Source organism: Enhydrobacter sp. (assembly GCA_025808875.1).
Taxonomy (GTDB): domain Bacteria; phylum Pseudomonadota; class Alphaproteobacteria; order Reyranellales; family Reyranellaceae; genus Reyranella.
In genome coordinates, this window is sequence record CP075528.1 from 1,933,916 (window position 1) to 1,953,442 (window position 19,527).

The 19,527-nt window shown below is 66.9% G+C and carries 20 protein-coding genes; 9 read left to right on the forward strand and 11 right to left on the reverse strand.

Annotated elements, in window-relative coordinates; all coding sequences use genetic code 11:
• The first annotated feature begins 227 nt into the window (after positions 1-227).
• Positions 228-1,256, forward strand: coding sequence for an OmpA family protein (locus tag KIT25_09665; GenBank protein UYN97172.1), 1,029 nt, complete (start codon positions 228-230; stop codon positions 1,254-1,256).
• A 602-nt stretch (positions 1,257-1,858) separates the two neighbouring features.
• Here KIT25_09665 and KIT25_09670 read toward each other — a convergent pair.
• Complete coding sequence (locus tag KIT25_09670; protein UYN97173.1) at positions 1,859-2,206, reverse strand: hypothetical protein; 348 nt, start codon at positions 2,204-2,206, stop codon at positions 1,859-1,861.
• Positions 2,207-2,277: 71 nt separating this feature from the next.
• Positions 2,278-2,460, reverse strand: coding sequence for a hypothetical protein (locus KIT25_09675; protein UYN97174.1), 183 nt, complete (start codon positions 2,458-2,460; stop codon positions 2,278-2,280).
• On the opposite strand from KIT25_09675, the gene KIT25_09680 reads away from it, so the two are divergent.
• Together KIT25_09680 and KIT25_09685 are read left to right on the forward strand one after the other, a co-directional pair.
• Positions 2,459-3,334, forward strand: coding sequence for a hypothetical protein (locus KIT25_09680; GenBank protein UYN97175.1), 876 nt, complete (start codon positions 2,459-2,461; stop codon positions 3,332-3,334). The two genes, KIT25_09675 and KIT25_09680, sit on opposite strands and share 2 nt — an antisense overlap.
• Positions 3,335-3,487: 153 nt before the next feature.
• The gene (locus KIT25_09685; GenBank protein UYN97880.1) at positions 3,488-4,591 is read left to right on the forward strand and encodes a TRAP transporter substrate-binding protein; all 1,104 of its coding nucleotides are present in this window, start codon (positions 3,488-3,490) and stop codon (positions 4,589-4,591) included.
• A 60-nt stretch (positions 4,592-4,651) separates the two neighbouring features.
• On the opposite strand, the gene KIT25_09690 is transcribed toward KIT25_09685, so the two are convergent.
• The 5 genes from KIT25_09690 to tcuA form a co-directional block, all read right to left on the reverse strand.
• Complete coding sequence (locus tag KIT25_09690; GenBank protein UYN97176.1) at positions 4,652-6,208, reverse strand: TRAP transporter large permease subunit; 1,557 nt, start codon at positions 6,206-6,208, stop codon at positions 4,652-4,654.
• 16 nt (positions 6,209-6,224) lie between these two features.
• Positions 6,225-6,731, reverse strand: coding sequence for a TRAP transporter small permease subunit (locus KIT25_09695; protein UYN97881.1), 507 nt, complete (start codon positions 6,729-6,731; stop codon positions 6,225-6,227).
• A 190-nt stretch (positions 6,732-6,921) separates the two neighbouring features.
• Entirely contained in the window at positions 6,922-7,077 is a 156-nt protein-coding gene (locus KIT25_09700) for a hypothetical protein (protein ID UYN97177.1), read from the reverse strand.
• Between the two features lie 85 nt (positions 7,078-7,162).
• On the reverse strand, positions 7,163-7,771 hold the full coding sequence (locus KIT25_09705; GenBank protein ID UYN97178.1) for a class I SAM-dependent methyltransferase: 609 nt from the start codon (positions 7,769-7,771) through the stop codon (positions 7,163-7,165).
• A 12-nt stretch (positions 7,772-7,783) separates the two neighbouring features.
• Positions 7,784-9,274: an FAD-dependent tricarballylate dehydrogenase TcuA gene (gene tcuA, locus KIT25_09710; protein ID UYN97179.1), complete on the reverse strand. Its 1,491-nt coding sequence runs from the start codon at positions 9,272-9,274 to the stop codon at positions 7,784-7,786.
• Between the two features lie 54 nt (positions 9,275-9,328).
• Between tcuA and KIT25_09715 the strand changes: the two genes are divergently transcribed.
• Both KIT25_09715 and KIT25_09720 read left to right on the forward strand, forming a co-directional pair.
• Positions 9,329-9,967, forward strand: coding sequence for a hypothetical protein (locus tag KIT25_09715; GenBank protein ID UYN97180.1), 639 nt, complete (start codon positions 9,329-9,331; stop codon positions 9,965-9,967).
• Positions 9,968-10,101: 134 nt separating this feature from the next.
• Positions 10,102-11,286, forward strand: coding sequence for a CoA transferase (locus KIT25_09720; protein ID UYN97181.1), 1,185 nt, complete (start codon positions 10,102-10,104; stop codon positions 11,284-11,286).
• 71 nt (positions 11,287-11,357) lie between these two features.
• Here the strand turns inward: KIT25_09720 and KIT25_09725 are convergent, their stop codons facing one another.
• Entirely contained in the window at positions 11,358-11,525 is a 168-nt protein-coding gene (locus KIT25_09725) for a hypothetical protein (protein ID UYN97182.1), read from the reverse strand.
• 276 nt (positions 11,526-11,801) lie between these two features.
• Between KIT25_09725 and recA the strand changes: the two genes are divergently transcribed.
• Positions 11,802-12,875: a recombinase RecA gene (gene recA / locus KIT25_09730; GenBank protein UYN97183.1), complete on the forward strand. Its 1,074-nt coding sequence runs from the start codon at positions 11,802-11,804 to the stop codon at positions 12,873-12,875.
• A 252-nt stretch (positions 12,876-13,127) separates the two neighbouring features.
• On the opposite strand, the gene KIT25_09735 is transcribed toward recA, so the two are convergent.
• Positions 13,128-13,838, reverse strand: a complete 711-nt coding sequence (locus tag KIT25_09735; GenBank protein UYN97184.1) for a YkgJ family cysteine cluster protein — start codon at positions 13,836-13,838, stop codon at positions 13,128-13,130.
• Positions 13,839-13,897: 59 nt separating this feature from the next.
• On the opposite strand from KIT25_09735, the gene alaS reads away from it, so the two are divergent.
• From alaS to KIT25_09750, 3 genes are read left to right on the forward strand one after another with little or no spacing between them, the layout of a single operon-like run.
• Positions 13,898-16,558 carry an alanine--tRNA ligase gene (alaS, locus tag KIT25_09740; protein ID UYN97185.1) on the forward strand — a complete coding sequence of 887 codons (2,661 nt, stop codon included), beginning with the start codon at positions 13,898-13,900 and terminating at the stop codon, positions 16,556-16,558.
• Positions 16,559-16,900, forward strand: coding sequence for a hypothetical protein (locus KIT25_09745; protein UYN97186.1), 342 nt, complete (start codon positions 16,559-16,561; stop codon positions 16,898-16,900).
• Positions 16,901-16,937: 37 nt separating this feature from the next.
• Complete coding sequence (locus KIT25_09750; protein ID UYN97882.1) at positions 16,938-17,780, forward strand: ion transporter; 843 nt, start codon at positions 16,938-16,940, stop codon at positions 17,778-17,780.
• A gap of 15 nt (positions 17,781-17,795) precedes the next feature.
• On the opposite strand, the gene KIT25_09755 is transcribed toward KIT25_09750, so the two are convergent.
• On the reverse strand, positions 17,796-18,137 hold the full coding sequence (locus tag KIT25_09755) for a hypothetical protein (protein UYN97187.1): 342 nt from the start codon (positions 18,135-18,137) through the stop codon (positions 17,796-17,798).
• A 125-nt stretch (positions 18,138-18,262) separates the two neighbouring features.
• Complete coding sequence (locus KIT25_09760) at positions 18,263-19,453, reverse strand: acyl-CoA dehydrogenase family protein (GenBank protein ID UYN97188.1); 1,191 nt, start codon at positions 19,451-19,453, stop codon at positions 18,263-18,265.
• Between the last annotated feature and the right edge of the window lie 74 nt (positions 19,454-19,527).

The following is a 19,527-nucleotide window of genomic DNA, read 5'->3' on the forward strand; positions in this document are numbered from 1 at the left end:
GCAGCGAAAAGGATGCATTAGGACTGTGTAGAGTACTTCATGAGAAACTCGCCCCGTCAGACCCTTGATGGGGCGTCCTTTTTGGCCGCCCGGACAGTGTTGCAAAGTGGCCACAGTGGAACGACTCTGGTGGTGTCCCGATTGCAGGGCCCGACTTGTAGTAGTAAGAAGGGTATGGTCTTACTGCTGCGACGCACCTTACGCGCCATCCGGGGAGAAGATTTGAAATGAGAAAAACCTTGATTGCCGCCACCGTGCTGGCGGTCGCGCCGCTTTCGGCGCATGCCCAAAACATGCAGTACGAGGGCTTTTATGTCGGTGCCGTCGGTGGACTGAACTGGCTGCTCAACAATTCGACCACCACGAACTTCTCGGTGAACGGCGGTGCCCTCGGGTCCGCAGCCGCCAATCTCAGCTTCGACACGGGCTGGGCCGCGGGCGGCATGATCGGCTACGACTTCGTCGGGCCGCGCGTCGAGCTCGAAGGCATGTATCGCGAGAACACCGGCACCATCAATTTCGGCGGCTTCGGCTCGACCGGCCTGACGGCGCGGAACATCGCGGCGATGGGTAACGTCCTGTACGACTTCAACGCCGGCGGCGTGATCGTCCCCTACATCGGTGCCGGTGCCGGTGTGGCGTTCACCCAGGTCGGCGTCGGCAACCAGAGCAGCAACAGCACCCAGTTCGCCTACCAGGGCATCCTCGGTGTGGGCTGGAACGTCGATCCGCAGTTCCGCGTCAACCTCGAGGGCCGCTACTTCGGCACGACCAACCCGAACTACAACTTCTCCGGCTTCGTCGGCGGCAACTTCGTTTCGGGTGGCGGCAACTACTCGAACAGCAACTTCAGCGTGATGGCGAGCCTTCAGCTCCGCTTCGGCGCTCCCGCGGCCGCTCCGCCGCCGCCACCGCCGCAGCCTGCCGCTCCGTCGTTCATGGTGTTCTTCGACTGGGACCGCTCGAACCTCTCGCAGCAGGCCCTGAACACGATCAAGCAGGCGGCCAACGCTTACAAGACCAAGGGCAACGCCCGCATCACGGCGACCGGCCACACCGACACGTCGGGCCCCGAGGCCTACAACATGGCGCTGTCGCTGCGTCGTGCGAATTCGGTCAAGGATGCGCTGGTGCGTGACGGCGTGCCGGCCACGGCCATCTCGGTCATCGGCCGCGGCGAGGCGGGTCTGCTGGTCCAGACTCCCGACGGCGTGCGCGAGCCGCAGAACCGCCGCGTCGAGATCGTAATTCAGTAAGACGATCCGCATCGATACGGAAAAGGCGGCCCACGGGCCGCCTTTTTTGTTGCCGCTCCGATGTTTCCGTGGCGCCACGGCATCGATCGACGTCGCTCCGTGCGTTGCGATTGAAACATTCCGGGCTTTGCTGGCTGTCATCGGGCGGCGTCTCCGCGTCGGGCAAGGTGACGTCGATGAATATCTGCGGGCGTGGCCCGACATCGTTTCCTTCGAGACTTGGCGCAAAGGCGAACGGCGACCGCTACGCCGCGGGCTGGCGCGCGCTGAAGCGGCCCGGGGCGACTGTTTATCTGGCCACACTGGCGGCACGCTACTGGCCGTCGTGTTTGTCGCTCTCGCCGTGATGGCGGCTTTCCGGCAGCCGGTGTCGGTCCAGATGCCCATCCAGCACCACCCCGTCGCAGGCCAGGTCACGCGGTTGTCAGCGGTGACATCGGCGCGGCCATGGTCCGGCAAGGCCAGGCCCTGGGCCCATAGCAACTGCACACTCCGCTTCCTGCCGCAGGAGCTGATGGCGCGCCGGGCGGGGCTCGGTGTTCATGGCCGCGACTGCCAACGGCCCGCCGCGTGGCATGTGGCGAGATGGTAGGACGCTTCGGCTACGGCGTCTTCTTCGGCGAAGTCTTCGCCTCGACCTCGGGGAGTGTGCGATCCTTCTTTTCCGGCGCCGCCTCGACGAAGGAAACGGGGTCGCTGCCCGGGAAGCTGTCCTTCAGCGCCGCGTCGAGTTTGCGATCGACCTTTTCCTTCAGCGTGTCCGGTGCCGGTTTGCGTTCGGGTGAGGCGTGACGCGCCTTCTGCTGCGCGGCCAGGTATTCCTGCTCGATCAGCTTGAGATCCGACACCTCGCGCTCCGACGCATCGGGCGCCGCGGCGGCGCGCCGGGCGCCCGCGAGCTTGAGCTCGAGATCCGCGAGTTCCTTCCGCTGCGGGTCGCTGGTCGCCATACCGTCTCCTGTCCTGCCGGTTCAGGAAAGGAAACGCGGCAGTGACGAAAGCGTTGCGGCGCGCGACGTGGTCAGGAGGCCTTGCCGTCGTCGTCTTCGACCGTGCGTTCGAGCACCAGCGCGGCTTCGTCGAAGCGTGCCATGCCCTGCCGGCCGCCGTCGAACCAGATGGTCCAGACGCGCCCCCCGGTGGACGCGGCAAGGACCACCCCCGCTGTCCGATGCGCTATGATGGTCGCGAGGGAGGCGCCCATGACCGAGTTGTACAATCGCGCCGCCGAGGATATCGGCAACATCGTCGCGCTGGAGCACGTCAACGTGCGCGTGCCCGACCAGGGGCCGGCTACCGTGTTCTACGTCTCCGGCCTGGGGCTGACGCGCGATCCGTACATGATGACCAGCACGGACAACATGTGGGTCAATGTCGGCCGTTCGCAGTTCCATCTGCCGACTGGCGCGCCGCAGATGCTGCGCGGTCGCGTCGGGCTGGTGTTGCCGGACCGCGAGGGGCTGCTGGCGCGGCTGGCCCGCGTCAGACCGATGCTCGAGGGCACGCACTTTACCTTTCGCGAGACCAACGAGTTCGTCGAGGCGACTTGTCCCTGGGGCAACGTCGTCCGGTGTCACGTGCCGGCCGATCGGGCGCCGGGCACCATGCAACTCGGCATGGCCTATGTGGAGTTCGACGTGCCGCCGGGCGCCGCCGCGGGCATTGCCGCCTTCTATCGCGAGGTGTTCGGCGCGCTCGCGACGGAAGAGGCGGGCGTGGCGCGCGTCGGCGTTGGCCAGGGTCAGGAGTTCGTGTTTCGCGAAACGGCGCGTCGCATCCCGGACTACGACGGCCATCACGTGCAGATCTACATCGCGCATTTCTCGCGCCCGCACCGTGAATTGTCGGTGCGCGGGCTGGTCACTCAGGAGAGCAGCCGCTGGCAATACCGCTTCCAGCGCATCGTCGAGCCGGTATCCGGCGCGGTGCTGTTCGAGATCGAACACGAGGTGCGCAGCCTGACCCATCCGCTCTATGCTCGGCCGCTGGTCAACCGCAATCCCGACCAGATCCAGCGTGCCTACGTGCCGGGGCGCGACTTCTACGTGCCCGACTGGCCCCATTCGCAGCCCTCGTGACGTTTTGACAAGGCCGCTCGGGGGTCGCTAGGCTCGCTTCATCCGCCGGGCGGGTCGATGCTGAGAGTTTGAGTAGGGTGTCTTCGACCCCGACAGTGCTCCGCGGCGTCCAGGGAACCTCACAGGTTGGGAGAGGAGAACGCGATGTCCACGATCAAGCGCAGGAAATTGGCCAAGGCCGCAGTAGGAGGTGCCGTCGCGACGGCAGCAATGACGACGTTGGCGACGCCGGCGATCTCGCAGGGCCGGGTCGAATGGCGCATGGTGACGAGCTGGCCGAAGATGTTTCCGGGCGGCGGCACCGCGGCGGAACGCTTCGCCAAGCAGATCAGCGACGCGACCGGCGGGCGCCTCACGATGAAGGTGTTCGCCGCCGGCGAGCTGGTGCCGGCTTTCGAGGCCTTCGACGCGGTCCAGCGCGGCACCGCCGACCTGATGCACTCGACGCCGTACTACTGGCAGAACAAGCACAAGATCCTCGCCCTCTACACCACCGTGCCGTTCGGCATGACCAACTACGAGACGGTGGCGTGGCTGCGCTACGGCGGCGGCCAGGCGCTGTGGGACGAGGCCTATGCCCAGTTCGGCCTCAAGGGCTTCCACGCGGGTTCGACCTCGGTGCAGATGGGCGGCTGGTTCAACAAGGAGATCAAGTCGGCGGCCGACTTCAGGGGCCTGAAGATGCGCATTCCCGGGCTGGGCGGCGAGGCGCTGCGCAAGCTCGGCGCCACCATCGTCAACCTGCCGGTGGGTGAGATCTTCGGCGCGCTGCAGTCGGGCGCCATCGACGCCACCGAGTGGGTCGGCCCGTGGCAGGACCTGGCGGCCGGCTTCTACAAGGTCACCAAGAACTACTACTGGCCGGGCATGCACGAGCCGGCGACCCTGAACGAGATCACGGTCAACAAGGCGAAGTTCGACGCCCTGCCCAAGGACATCCAGCAAATCTTCGCCTGGGGCTGCGGCGACGAGCACAGCCAGCTCACCGCCGAGAACGACGCCTCCAACGCCAGCGCGCTCGAGGTACTGATCAAGCAGCACGGCGTGCAGCTCAAGCACTTCCCCGAAGACTTCATCAAGGCCTACGGCACGGCTTGGGGCGAGGTGTTGAAGGAGCTGCGCGATTCGGGCGACGCGCTCACCAAGAAGACGCTGGAATCGTACTACAAGTTCCAGCGCGAGCAGATGGCGTGGAGCCGCATCGGCCTGCAGGAATATCTGAACGCCCGCCTGGCCGGCTTCCGCCCGCCGGTGTAGGCGAAAGTGCCACCCTCCGTCGCGGCGTGCCGCGGCGGAGGGGACTTTCACCGCCCGGCGCTAGTCTCTGGACGGTGGCCGCACCGGCGTGTTGAGCAGCTGGTCGAGCGGCGAGCCGCCCTGAGGCGGCGCACTGCCGGCGCCCGGCGTCGGCGACTTCAGGATGTCGTCGAGGATGGAACCGGGCGCACCACCGGGCGTGGCGGGTGCGCTCTGCACCGGCACGGCATCGGGAAAGATCTTCTTGGGCAGCCAGGTGGCGAGGCCGGGTGCGATCCACAGCGTGACGATCGCCACCACCTGCAGGAACACGAACGGGATGATGCCGCGATAGATGTCGCCGGTGCTGATCGATTGCGGCGCGACGGCGCGCATGTAGAACAGGGCGAAGCCGACCGGCGGCGTCAGGAACGCAGTCTGCAGGTTGATGCCGATCATGACGCCGAGCCACACCGGCTCGACTCCCATGGCGATGATGACGGGCGCGGTGATCGGCACCACGATCAGGATGATCTCGATCGTGTCCATGAAGAAGCCGAGCACGAACATGACGATCATCACCGCCATGACCGCGCCGAAGGTGCCGCCCGGCACGTCTTTCAGAAACTGCTCGACCAGGTGCTCCCCGCCCAACCCGCGGAACACCAGCGAGAACACCGACACGCCGAGCACGATACCGAACACCAGCGCGCTGATCACGGCGGTGTTGCGCATGACGCCGAGCAGGACCTGCCACGAGAAGGCGCGGTTGAAGGCCGCCAGCACGATCGAGCCGAGCGCGCCGATCGAGGCCGCCTCGGTCGGCGTCGCGAAGCCCGCCAGGATCGAGCCCAGCACGGCGACGATCAGCAGCAGGGGCGGCACCAGCGCCCGCATGAAGCGCCGGGGCAGGGTGCGCCGCTCCTCGGCGTTCATCTCCATCGCCGGACAGGTCCGTGGGCTGATCAGCGCCAGCACGGCGATGTAGAGGATGTAGAGCCCGACCAGCGCCATGCCCGGCAGGAAGGCGCCGGCGAACAGGTCGCCGACCGACACCGGATCGACCGCCTTTCCCATCTTCTGCGCGGCAAGCTGGTTGGCGCCCATCAGCAGGTCGCCGATGAAAATGAGGATCACCGAGGGCGGAATGATCTGGCCGAGCGTGCCCGACGCGCAGATCACGCCCGTGGCGAGCTTGGGATCGTAGCCCGCGCGCATCATGGCGGGCAGGCTGAGCAGGCCCATCGTCACGACGGTGGCGCCGACCACGCCGGTCGAGGCGGCCAGCAACGCGCCCACCACGACGACCGAAATGGCCAGGCCGCCGCGCATGGTGCCGAACATCTGGCCCATCGTCTCGAGCAGGGCCTCGGCGATCTTGGATCGCTCCAGCACCGCGCCCATGAAGATGAAGAGTGGAACGGCGACCAGTACTTCGTTGGTCATCAGGCCGAAGTAGCGCGACGGCAGGCTGGTCAGGATGATCGGGTCGAAGACGCCGAGCGCCCAGCCCAGCCCGGCGAAGACCAGCGAGAAGCCGGCCAGGCTGAAGGCGATCGGAAAGCCCAGGAGCACGCCGAAGGTGGCGACGATGAAGAGCAGGACGGCGAGGACGTCGCCGATCAGGACGTTGGACATGCGGCGGACTCCGGCTTCAGCCCAACGGACCGGTCAGGGTTTCGGACGGCGGCAGCTCGCGGCCGGCCAGCACGAGGATCGAGCGCCCGATCCACGCCAGCCCCTGCAGCCCGACCAGGAAGACGAAGCCCAGGATGGACGATTTCAGCACGTACATTGCCGGCATGCCGTTGCTCTGCACCGATATCTCGTTGGTCGCCCACGAATAGGCGACGTAGGTCCAGGCGAACCAGCCGAGCAGGATCAGCCACGGGAAGAGCAGGAACACGACGCCGAGCAGGTCGACCCACGCCTTTCCGCGCGGTCCGAGCTTGGCGTAGAAGATGTCGACGCGGACGTGGGCGTTGAGCAGGTAGGCGAAGCCCGATGCCAGCAGGAACGTCATGGCGTGGGTCCAGACATAGAGCTCCTGCATCCACACCTGGCCGACGCCGGCGGCGTAGCGCAGGAAGACGACGAGGCCGCAGACCACCACCGTTGCCAAGGTCAGCCAGGCCACCACGGCCCCGACCCGCCGGTTGATGCCGTCGATCACCGCGACAGCGCGCGCCAGACCCTCCACGCCACCCCTCCCTGCGTCCCAGCGGATGCGTCGCGGCCGGTTACGCACGCTCCGGCCGGCTCCTTTTCACGCCAGCGTAACGCAGGACTCGTGCCACGGCGAGCGCCGAGGCGCCGCCCACGGGGATTTGTTCGAGCTCGCGGTGCGGACGTCACTCCATCTTGACGTTGAGCTCCTTGAGTTTCTTGCCCCAGAAGGCGTGCTCCTCGACGACGAACCTGGTGAATTCCGCACGGCTGCGGAAGGGCGGCAGCTCGAGCCCGTCCTTCGCCAGCGCGCCGGTGGACTTGGGATCCTCCATGGCCACGACCGTTTCCTGAGCAGGGCGGGGCCGGTGCCTTTGTAGGGCGCGTGCGTCAGCTCGATGATGCAGCGCCCCCTGCCGGCGCCCGCTAGATCCGGCGCGCGACGGCCAGCCAGACGGTGTGGCCGCCGCATGCCGGATCGGCGTTCGCCTGCGCGATGACATCGAAGCCGGCGCCGGCCAGCAGCGATCGGTACTCCGGTCCGTCGAGGCTGGCGTGATACAGCGGCTCGCCGCGATAGCTGCCGATCGCCTCGCCGGCCGCGGGGCCGCTGGTGAACATCAGCACCGAGCCCGGACGGGCATGACAGGCGAACGCCCTGAACATCCGTCGTTGGTCTTCCGCCGTGAGATGAAAGAGACTGTCCCAGGCGAGAATGGCGTCGAAGCTGCGGCCGAGTGGCAGCTGCCGCATGTCGGCGACGATCCAGGTCCCATCGGGGAAGCGGTCGCGGCAGAGGCCGACCATCACCGGCGAGGCATCGACTCCCGTGACCTCGAAACCTGCTCCGATCAGATGTCGCGCGATCGGCTCGCCGGAGCCGCAGCCGAGGTCGAGGACCGAGCCGTGCGGCGGGATCAACTCGGTGAACCGGTCGAGCCAGGGCCGCTCGAACAGCGACTTGGTCCGATCCGAGTCCCACGCGACGGCGTGCCGCTCGTACAAGCCGATGATGCGCGAGGCATCGTCGGACATGCAGGCCGCGCCTCAGTTCTTGCCGACGACGTAGCGCCCCGCGCCATCGCCCGCCAGCTTGCCGAGCACGGCACCCGACACCAGGCCGGTGCCTCCGGGGTAATTGTGATAGAACAACCCGCCCACCAGTTCGCCGGCGGCGAACAGACCGGGGATCGGGTGGCCGTCGGTGCCTTCGACCTCGCCTTGGGCCGTGATCTTGAGCCCGCCGAAGGTGAAGGTGAGGCCGCAGGTCACGGCATAGGCCTCGAACGGTGCCTGGTCGATCGTGTTGGCCCAGTTGGTCTTGGGGACGCTGAGGCCGCGCGTGCCGCGGCCATCCTTGACCGCCGGATTGAACGGCACCTCGGTCATGACCGAGGCGTTCCACTCCCTGATCGTCCTCAAGAACTGCTCTTCGTCGACGCCCTCGAGCTTCTTTGCCAGCCCCTCGATCGTGTCGGCGCTCACCTTGGTCATGCGCTTGATGCGATACTCGTCGCGCAGCCGATCGAGCACCTTCGCGTCGAAGATCTGCCAGGCGAATTGCTGCGGCTGGGCGAGGATCACCGCGCCGTATTTGGCGTAGGTGTAGTTGCGGAAATCGGCGCCCTCGTCGACGAAGCGCAGCCCGTTGGCATTGACCATGATGCCGAGCGGATAGGAGTGCTTCTGGAAATTGTCGCCGACCTCGAGGTCGCCGAACTCCGGCGCGTTGAGATCCCAGCCGACCGCGTGGCCGCCCGACCAGTTGCCGTGCGGCTTGGCGCCGACCGCCAGCGCCATGTTGATGCCGGCGCCGGTGTTGAAGCGCGTGCCGCGGACCTTGGCGAGGTCCCAGGTCGGCCCGAGATAGCGCGTACGCATCTCGGCGTTGCTTTCGAACCCGCCGCACGCCAGCACGACCGCCCTGGCGCCGATCTTCACCCGGCGTCCCTTGTGGCGGGCGATCGCGCCGCGCACCACGCCGTCCTCCTCGATCAGCGACAACGCAGGCGTTTCGTAGTGGATGGGGATGCCGGCCTTCACCGCCGCCTTGTGCTCGAGATCGACCAGGCCCGGTCCGCCGCCCCAAGCTTCGACGGCGAGTCCGCCCCAGAACTTGTACTTGCCGTTCACCTTGAAGGCCTGTCGGCCGTAGCTCGGCTGGAAGCGCACGCCCTTGGTCCGCATCCACTTCAACGTCTCGAAGCTGCGCGAAATCAGGATGTCCGTCAGCTCGGGATCGCAGCGGTAGTTGGTGACCCGGCCCATGTCGTCGAGGAACTCGTCGGCGGTGTACTTGCCGAAATCGACGTCGCGCCTCTCGTCCTCCGTGAGGTCGTAGAGCTGCACCAGGTCGTCGACGCCGTGGAACACCACCCGCATGGCGCCGGCCGTGTAGGTGCTGTTGCCGCCGCGCTCCTCTTCGGGCGCGGCCTCGAGCATCGCCACCGACGCGCCATGCTCGCGCGCCGCCAGCGCCGCACAGGCCGCCGCGTTGCCGGCCCCCACCACCAATACGTCGACCTGGAAATCGTCCACCTTTGGCACTCCCTTTGCCTGCACAGATCCGGAATTTAACGGTAAAATGCCGCCATGGGTGATCGTTTCGACCGTCTAGGGGTCCGCCATCCCAATGTCGAGCGCCTGCTGCGCAGGCCGGGCATCGGCCACAACAACGGGCCGACTTTCGACATGTCGTGGGAGGCCTGGGTGTGGCGCCGTGCCTCGGCCAAGGCCTGGAAGACGCCGAGCCCCGAGGTCGCGAGGATGCGCATCAGGCGGGCCGAGCGGCTGGGGATCACCTACAAGGAATTGACGGCGGCGCTGATGAACACCGGCGCCAACCTGGGCGCCGCCGTGATGCCGCTCTCCCTGGCGGCCCGCGTGCGCCGCGGACCGAAGGGCGAAATCATCGTCGAGCCGCGCAACTCGGTGGCGGCGCTGGTCGCGAAATTCGGCGGCCGGCTGTTCCTGCTGGGTGACATCGACGCCGTGCCGGGGCTGAGCGACGCCGAGCGCGAGGAGTTCCTGCCGCACCTCAATCGCGCCTTCGATGGCAAGGTCGAGGCGATCGGCTGGGGCCACGACGGCACGGCGATCCGTGCCCTGCTGAGGGCCAACGCCGCGCCTCACCAGGAAGCCTTCCTGGTCGGCGCCGGCATGGGCCATCAGGTGCTGGGCGAGGCGGCGGGGCTGCCCTTCACCAAGGATATCGACAGCTGGTTCGCCTGACGCGTTGTGTCGCCACGCGCACCGTGCCATCCCGAGCGTAGCGAGGGACCTTTCCTGTTGCCCTAAAGGTCCCTCGGCCTTCGGCCTCGGGATGACACTGGTGATGTGACTACATCTCGTGCCATTGAGAGGACATGGGTATCACTCCACCCCTCGAAGGCATTCGCGTCGTCGAGTTGACGCATACGATTCTCGGGCCGTCCTGCGGCATGATCCTGGCCGATCTCGGCGCCGAGGTGATCAAGGTCGAGCCGGTGGACGGCGACCGCACGCGCAGGCTCAAGGGCTTCGGTGCCGGCTTCTTCGGCTACTTCAATCGCAACAAGAAGAGTCTGGCGCTCGACGCCGATGCGCCCGAGGGGCGCAGGGTGCTGGAGAAGCTGCTGCAATCGGCCGACGTGATGATCGAGAACTTCGCGCCGGGCTCGATGAGCAGGCGCGGGCTGGGACCGGAGCATCTGGAAAAGATCAATCCGCGCCTCGTCTATTGCGCCCTCAAGGGCTTCCTGCCGGGGCCTTACGAGAAGCGGCCGGCGCTCGACGAGGTCGTGCAGATGATGGGCGGTCTTGCCTACATGACCGGCCCGAGCGGCCGGCCGCTGCGCGCCGGCACGTCGGTGATCGACATTGTCGGCGGCATGTTCGGCGCCTTCGGCACGGTGCTGGCGCTGAAGCAGCGCGACCGCACGGGGAGGGGCGGCCTGGTCGAGAGTGCACTCTTCGAATCGGTCGTCTTCCTGATGGGCCAGCACCTCGCCATCACGGCGATGAACGGCGCGCCGCCGCCGCCCATGCCCGAGCGGGTGAGCTCGTGGGCGGTCTACGAGATCTTCAACACCTCGGACGGCCAGCAGGTCTTCATCGGCATCACCAGCGACGGCCAGTGGAAGCGCTTCTGCGAGTTCTTCAGGCAGCCCGAGCTGGCCGCCGATCCCAGGCTCGCTACCAACAACCAGCGCATCGAGGCGCGGCCGTGGCTGGTGCCGAAGGTGGCCGAGGTCTTCAGGCGCTACGGCAAGGACGAGCTCGAGCGCCTGTGCCTCGAGGCCGACATCTCCTTCGCGCCCGTCGCGCGGCCGCAGGACCTGTTCAACCATCCGCACCTTCTGGCCAACGGCTCGCTCGCGCCGACGACGCTTCCCGGCGGTGTGCAGACGCGCCTGCCGCTGCTGCCGTTCCAGATGCTGGGCTGGCGTCCGCCGCTGGTCAGCGATCCGCCGGAGATCGGCCAGCACAATGACGAGGTGCTGCGCGAGATCGGCTGCACCGCCGCGACGATTATCAGCCTCAGGTCGGCGGGAATTCTCGGACCGCGATAGTCAGGCCCGCGCCAGCGCGTACTCGTCTTGCCGTTCTCGCGTCGGGCAGAACGGCCAGACGGCATCGCCATCTAAAAGAGCGCGCCGACATAGACCGCCCCGCTCACCAGCAAGGCGAGGCCGAGGGTGGTGACGACCGTGGCAAAGAGCGAGGTCGAGACGTCCAGCCGCAAGCCCCGGAAGAAGACGAGGAAGGCCGCCAGCGCGGCGGCGGCGAAAGCGAGGGCGAGCGGAAGCATTGTTACTCTTATCGTGAGGCGATATCTTATCGCATCGACGATGCAATCACAATCGTGTGAGCAGGTCGCCCATTCAGGCTTTCCACAAGGGCCAGTCGCAATGTCGGCGGAACACCTCTAGAACATGTGTCAACAAACGAATTAGAATCAGCTTCTTAGTTATCCCGTTGCTCTATGGAACAAAATGGGTACATTGACGTGGCGCCAAGCGGATGGGCGCCGGTTTTATCCGCATTGCCGCTCCTGACAGGGGGTGGGAGAAGAAGGAGGCAGCCAATGTCGGCAGCGCTGAAACTGGTCGAGAAAGAGGGCATGGAGAACAAGAACAAGGCGCTGGATGCGGCGCTGGCGCAGATCGAGCGCGCCTTCGGCAAGGGATCGATCATGAAGCTCGGCCAGCGCGAGGCGCTGGAGATCGAATCGATCTCGACCGGCTCGCTGGGCCTCGACATCGCGCTCGGCATCGGCGGCCTGCCCAAGGGCCGGATCGTCGAAATCTACGGGCCCGAGAGCTCGGGCAAGACCACTTTGGCGCTGCATGTCGTCGCCGAAGCCCAGAAGAAGGGCGGCGCCTGCGCCTTCGTCGATGCCGAGCATGCGCTCGATCCGGCCTACGCCAAGAAACTGGGCGTCGACATCGCCAATCTCCTGATCTCACAACCCGACGCCGGCGAGCAGGCGCTGGAGATCGCCGACACGCTGGTGCGTTCGGGCGCGATCGACGTGCTGGTGATCGACTCGGTCGCCGCCTTGGTGCCGCGTGCTGAGCTGGAGGGCGAAATGGGCGATTCGTTGCCCGGCCTGCAGGCCCGCCTGATGAGCCAGGCGCTGCGCAAGCTCACCGCCTCGATCTCGCGCTCCAACACGCTGGTGATCTTCATCAACCAGATCCGCATGAAGATCGGCGTCATGTTCGGCAGCCCGGAGACCACGACCGGCGGCAATGCGCTGAAGTTCTACGCCTCGGTGCGCCTCGACATCCGCCGCATCGGCGCGCTCAAGGACCGAGACGAGGTGGTCGGCAACCAGACCCGCGTGAAGGTGGTCAAGAACAAGGTCGCCCCGCCCTTCAAGGTGGTCGAATTCGACATCATGTACGGCGAGGGCGTCAGCAAGGTCGGTGAGTTGATCGATCTCGGCGAGAAGGCTGGCATCGTCGAAAAATCCGGCTCCTGGTACTCCTACGACGGCCAGCGCATCGGCCAGGGCCGCGAGAACACCAAGACCTATCTGCGTGAGCACCCCGAGATGGCGCAAGCCATCGAGCAGAAGGTCCGCGCGAACGCCGGCATTCTGGCCGGCGCCCTCGACGGCTCCAAGGACGACGACAACGAAGACCACGACGACTGACGGCAAGTTCTACGGCCCGGACTCCCTGTCTCCGGTCCTGGGCGGTGCCGCTTCCCCCACGCGGCGGCACCGCCCTTTCTACCTCCACGAGGTCGCGCCAAGGGATTTTTGGCATTTTTGGCATTTTTGGCATTTTTGGCAGCGGCCTTATGTTTCGCGAGAGCGTGTTGTCTCTCCCTGATCGGTTTGGCGTCTGTCGAAGATGCGGAGATTCGCCTCGTCTTCGGAAGCGGAACTCGAGCTGCGTTCCGTTCAGCTCTGGGCGCGTCCAATCTGTCGAAGGAAGCGCTGGATCCATTCAGGCCCGGACCGCTTGGTCGACTGGCCCGGCCGCGCGCGCGCCCAGCGCAGGAGCAGCGCCAGCGGAAACCAGTCGTCGGCGTCGTCCTGGAGCTTGCGGGCCGCCATCGACAGTTTGGGCACCGCCACCGGCGTCACGCCGTCCTGCTTGGGGCCGGCGCACAGCTCGGCCGGCGAGGTGACGAGATACTCGCGACACACCAGCGGCCGCTCGGCATGGATCGAGCAGCTCTCCTCCTCGAGGAAGGGGCACGGCACGCCGAGCGCGAAGTAGGCCGTCGACAGCTCGCGGTCGGATTTGTCGACGCGATCGGCCAGCCCGGCCGCGACGACCTTCCCTTCGGCGTCGGCGAAGCGCGCTTCCAGCATCGCGCGGCGCCCGGCCGGCATTGACTCGACGAACTGCAGCAGCCGCTCGCCCTCGGTACGCGAGATCGGCACGAGCTGGCGGCAGCAGGCGCCGCAGCCCCTGCGGCAGGAGATCGCCTTCCCCGTCTCGGCAGTCTCGACGACCGCATTCACCAGGCCCTGCAGCGCCGGCACGACATCGGATGCCGCCACAGCGCGACTGGGAACGGTGATCGAATGTGCGATGCGCAGGGCCCCGACCGTCAGCCTCAGCGTGGCCGTGGAAGTACCTGAATTGGCCCCGGAATCCGCCATTGGCCGGGCTTTCCTCCATGTGGACTTGGCCGTCGCGCGCACGCTACAAGGATCGCACCATGGCAAGCGTCAGCGACATCCGTCGCACATTCCTAGAGTACTTCCGCAGGCACGGCCACGAGATCGTGGAATCGAGCCCGTTGGTGCCGCGCAACGACCCGACGTTGATGTTCACCAACGCAGGCATGGTGCAGTTCAAGAACGTCTTCACGGGGCTGGAGAAGCGGCCCTACTCGCGCGCCGCCACGTCGCAAAAATGCGTGCGCGCCGGCGGTAAGCACAATGACCTGGAGAATGTCGGCTACACCGCGCGCCATCACACTTTCTTCGAGATGCTGGGCAACTTCTCGTTCGGCGACTATTTCAAGGAGCGCGCGATCGAGCTGGCCTGGAACCTGATCACCAAGGAGTACGGCCTGTCGCCCGAGCGCCTGCTCGTCACCGTGTACAGCGAGGACGAGGAAGCCGCCGGCTACTGGCGCAAGATCTCCGGCTTCCCCGACAGCAGGATCATCCGCATCCCGACTTCGGACAATTTCTGGGCGATGGGCGACACCGGCCCCTGCGGTCCATGCTCGGAGATCTTCTTCGACCATGGCGAGGGCATTCCCGGCGGCCCGCCGGGCAGTGCCGACGCCGACGGCGACCGCTTCATCGAGATCTGGAACCTGGTCTTCATGCAGTTCGAGCAGGTGACCAGGGACGAGCGCATCGACCTGCCCAAGCCGTCGATCGACACCGGCATGGGTCTGGAGCGCATCGCGGCGGTCCTGCAGCACAAGCACAACAACTACGACATCGACCTGTTTCGCGCGCTGATTCTGGCGGTGGCGCACGAGACGGGCGTAGAGCCGGACGGCCCGCAATCGGCGTCACACAAAGTGATCGCCGACCATCTTCGCGCGACGTCGTTCCTGATTGCCGACGGCGTGCTGCCCTCCAACGAGGGCCGCGGCTATGTTCTGCGCCGCATCATGCGGCGCGCGATGCGCCACGCCCACATCCTCGGCGCGCAGGATCCGGTCGTCTTCAAGCTGGTGCCGACCCTGGTCAAGGAGATGGGTGACGCCTATCCCGAGCTGGTGCGGGCACAGCCGCTGATCACCGAGACGCTGAAGCTCGAGGAATCGCGCTTCAAGAAGACGCTCGGCACCGGTCTGAAGCTGCTCGAGGACGAGACGCGCGGCCTGCAGGCCGGCGGCGTACTCAAGGGCGACGTTGCCTTCCGGCTCTACGACACCTACGGCTTCCCGCTCGACCTGACCCAGGACGTGCTGCGCGCGCGCGACATCAAGGTCGACACCGCAGGCTTCGACAAGGCGATGGACGAGCAGCGCGCCAAGGCGCGCGCCGCCTGGGCCGGCTCCGGCGAGACCGCAGACCAGGCGATCTGGTTCGACGTCCGCCAGAGGGTCGGCGCCACCGACTTCCTGGGCTACGATACCGAACGCGCCGAGGGGCAGATCCGGGCCATCGTGCTCGACGGCAAGGAAGTGCCCGCCCTGCAGGCCGGGCAAACCGGCTGGATCGTCACCAACCAGACGCCGTTCTACGGCGAGTCGGGCGGCCAGCTCGGCGACACCGGCCGGCTCATCGGCGCGACTGGCGAGGCCGCCGTTGCCGACGTGCACAAGATGCTGGGCGACCTGCACGTCCACCATGCCAGGGTCGAAAAGGGCGAATTGAAGGTCGGTGACGATCTCGTCATGGCTGTCGACGCCGTCCGCCGCTCGCAACTCCGCGCGCATCATTCGGCGACGCATCTGCTGCACGAAGCACTGCGCCGCCAGCTCGGCGAGCACGTGACCCAGAAGGGATCGCTCGTTGCACCCGACCGGCTGCGCTTCGACATCAGCCACACCAAGGCGATCTCGCCCGAGGAGCTGCGCAGGATCGAAGACGCGGTCAACGAGCGCATCCGGCTCAACACCGAAGTGGCGACGCGGCTGATGACCCCCGACGAGGCGATCGCGGCGGGCGCCATGGCGCTGTTCGGCGAGAAATACGGCGACGAAGTGCGCGTGCTGTCGATGGGCGGCGCCGACGGTGAAAAATACTCCGTCGAGCTGTGCGGCGGCACGCATGCGCGGCGCACCGGCGACATCGGCCTGTTCAAGATCGTGGGCGAGGGCGCGGTGTCGGCGGGCGTTCGCCGCATCGAGGCGTTGGCCGGCCAGGCGGCCGAGGACCATGTCCGCCATCAGGCCGATCTCCTGCAGGGGGCGGCGGCGGCACTCAAGGTGCGACCGGAGGATCTGCCATCCCGGCTGCAGGCGCTGATCGAGGGACAACGGCGTATCGAGCGCGAGCTCTCGGAGGCACGCAAGGCGCTCGCTTTGGCGGGCGGCGGTTTGGGTGGCGCGGCATCGACGGCCGACGACGTGCGGCAGATCGGCAAGGTCAAGATGATCGGCCGGGTGCTGAACGGCGTTCCGGGCAAGGACCTCAAGGGCATGGCCGACGAGTTCAAGAAGAAGCTCGGATCGGGCGTGGTCGCCCTGATCGGAGTCGAGGAGGGCAAGGCCTCCGCGGTGGTCGGCGTGACGGACGATCTTTCGAAGACTCTGAGCGCCGTCGAGCTGGTCAGGGCCGGCGTCGCCGCGCTCGGCGGCAAGGGCGGCGGCGGCCGGCCCGACATGGCGCAGGGTGGCGGCCCCGATGCTGCCAGGGCGTCGGATGCCCTCAAGGCGATCGAGGCGGCGGTCGGGGGAGCCGGCTAGATGCGCGGATTCAGTACTATGGCGCTGGTTCTGGCGCTCGGCGCCTGTGCCCAGCAGCCGGCCGACACGAGCCGACGCGACGCCAACCCGGAGCGCTACGAGCGCGACCGCAGCCTGTGCCGGGCCCAGGTCGACGACGAGATGCGCACGCGGCGCATGGTCGACGATTCGCGCCGCGACGTCTTCAGCGGCGACCGCGACCGCTACGGCCAGGGCGACCTGTCGAGGACGATGGCCGCCTACGGCGACACGCGCAGTTTCGACCGCATGATGTCGACCTGTATGGAGGCGCGTGGCTGGCCGCAATCGCGCCCGAACTGGTGGCAGCGCATCGGCTCCTAGACAACGGTACTCGGTCGTTTGCGAGATGGTCATGCGTATGTCGCTGCTTCAAGCGTGTGGTGCGTTCGTCGAGAGCTCCCGGGCACAGAGATTCATCACCTGGTTGATCGTCCTGAATGCGGTCGTGCTCGGCCTGGATACTGTGCCTTGGGTAACGGCGAGGTACGGGGGCGTGCTCGATGCCCTCGACACGGCCATCCTCGTCGTCTTCGTCATCGAGTTGGCGACGAAGCTCGCCTGTCACCGGCTTGCCTTCTTTCGCAACGGTTGGAACTGGTTTGACCTGGTTGTCGTCGGTATCGCATTGGTGCCGGCCGCCGGTCCCCTCGCGGTGCTGCGCACGCTCCGGGTGCTGCGCCTGTTGCGCCTGCTGTCGGTGGTGCCGTCGATGCGCTCCGTGGTCGAGGGCCTTTTCCGTGCCTTGCCCGGCATGGGATCGATCGCCGCGCTGATCGGCCTGATCTTCTACGTCGCCGCCGTGCTGGCAACCAAGCTCTACGGCGCCAGTTTCCCCGAATGGTTCGGGAACCTCGGGGCGTCGCTCTACAGCCTGTTCCAGATCATGACGCTCGAAAGCTGGTCGATGGGAATCGTACGGCCGGTGATGGAAGTGCACGGACTCGCTTGGCTGTTCTTCGTCCCCTTCATCCTCGTGACGACTTTTGCGGTGCTCAATCTCTTCATCGGCACGATCGTCTCGGCCATGCAGAGCGAGAGTCAGGAGGAGCAAAGCAAGGACTCCGCGAACGCCCGCACGGAACGTGCCGCCATGATGGCGGAACTCGGTGCGATGAGCGCCAAGCTCACCCACTTGAATGAAGAAATCGCGAGCCTGCGCAAGGGACTTGAATTGCGCGCCGCCGCGCCGGACAGGGTCTAGTCGGTTTCCAGGCCTTCAGCCGCGATGCAGGGAGCGCCGCGCCGCGCCGCGCGCCGCTTCCCATCCCGCGAGCAGCAGTCCGACGAGCAGGAAGGCGCCGCCGGCCCAGCGGACGGCTTGCGTCAAGCCGTCGTCGATCTTGAACAGGAACGCGGCAACCGTGATGACCGCGCTGACCGCAGGCATGCTCAACGCTCCGTGCGTTGCGAACAGCACGACCGGACCGAGCAGCGCCCACTTCCAGGTCAGGGTGCCGGTCTTCCAGTAGCCGACGCCCCATGTCGCGAACATCGCCGCGACGCACAAGCCCCAGTGCAGCACTGCCGACCAAAGGTGCGGCCCAGCGCCAAACCTCATCCTGTCCTTCTCCCAACCCCGGGATGACTGTGCGCCAGCGGGGCCGGACCCGCAAGCCTCGCTGCCGTCGCGCAACCCTGCGACGGGTATGCGTCCTCGTCTGTGCGGAACGCCACAGAGTGACGCTAGCCCAGGAAGCTTCCGTCGGGGTCGCCGTTGAGCAAGATTCGGCCCACGGTCTCGTAGTGCGCGTCGCGCGACTGGATTTGCTGGCTGAGCGTGTGGATGTCGCGGAAGCGCCTCTCGAACGGCGTGCCGAGGAAGATCGACGATGTGCCGGCTGCCTTGTAGACCCAGTCGGCGACGGCGACGGCGTTGCCGATGGCGTGGCTGCAGCCGAGCCGCACGAGGGCGCGGTCGCGCGCCTCGATCGGCATCACGTCGTCGGCGCGTTGCCAGACCTCGCGGAGAATCTCGACCAGCCACGCGCGCGACGCCCCGAGCGCGGCCTCGCTGCGCGCCAGTTCCGCCTGCACCGCGGGCGTGTCGGCGAGCCGAGCCAGATTGCGAGGCGCCTTCTCGGTCGCCAGTGTGACAAAGGCGTCCAGCATGCCGCGCGCGATGCCGAGTGCGACACCCGCGACGCCTACGGCGTAGAGACCGGCCATCGTGAAGGCGTAGAGCGGGCCTCGATCGCGACGCAGGGTGGGATCCTCGCGAGTGCCCGAGAAGGCCTCGGGCACGAACAGATCCTTGACGCTGTACCCCTCCGATGCCGTCCCGCGCATGCCGAGCGTGTGCCAATCGTGGATCGGTGTCGCCCTGTCGCGCGGGAACAGCAATGTGCGCATTGTCGGACGGCTAAAGCGATTCAGTCGCAGCGAGCCGTCAGGCTCGACGACGTTGCAGTGCGCGCCGAGCCAACTGGCCTGCCGGATGCCGGACGAGAAGTGCCAGGCGCCGGTCAGCCGGTAGCCGCCGGGCGCCGAGATCGCCTTGTGCTGGTTGGGCGGCCCCCACGAGATCAGGCCGCGTGGATCGCCGTAGATGGTCCGGGCGCTCTCCAGGGGAATGAACGGCGCGATCAGCGCGGACGAGTTGGCGACGAAGATGTTCCAGGCGACCGAGCCATCGTGGCACCCCATCTCCTCGACTGCGCGCAGGTAGACCCACGGCGGAAGCTGATCGCCGCCGGCGGAGCGCGGCAGCAGCATGCGAAACAGCCGCGACTCGTGCAACGCGGTCAACTCGGGCTCGGGGATCTCCTGGGTCCGCTCGATGTCGTCGGCGACCGCCGCGATCGCCGGGCCGATGGAACGGGCGCGGGAGACCGCGTCCGGATCGCGAGCGGGCGCCGAGACGCCTTGGTCGTTCATGCCTCCGCCTCCCTCCCGAGCGATTCGGGCCGCCCGGCCGCGGCTTGTCAACGCTCTCGCTTCGCGGCCTTGCG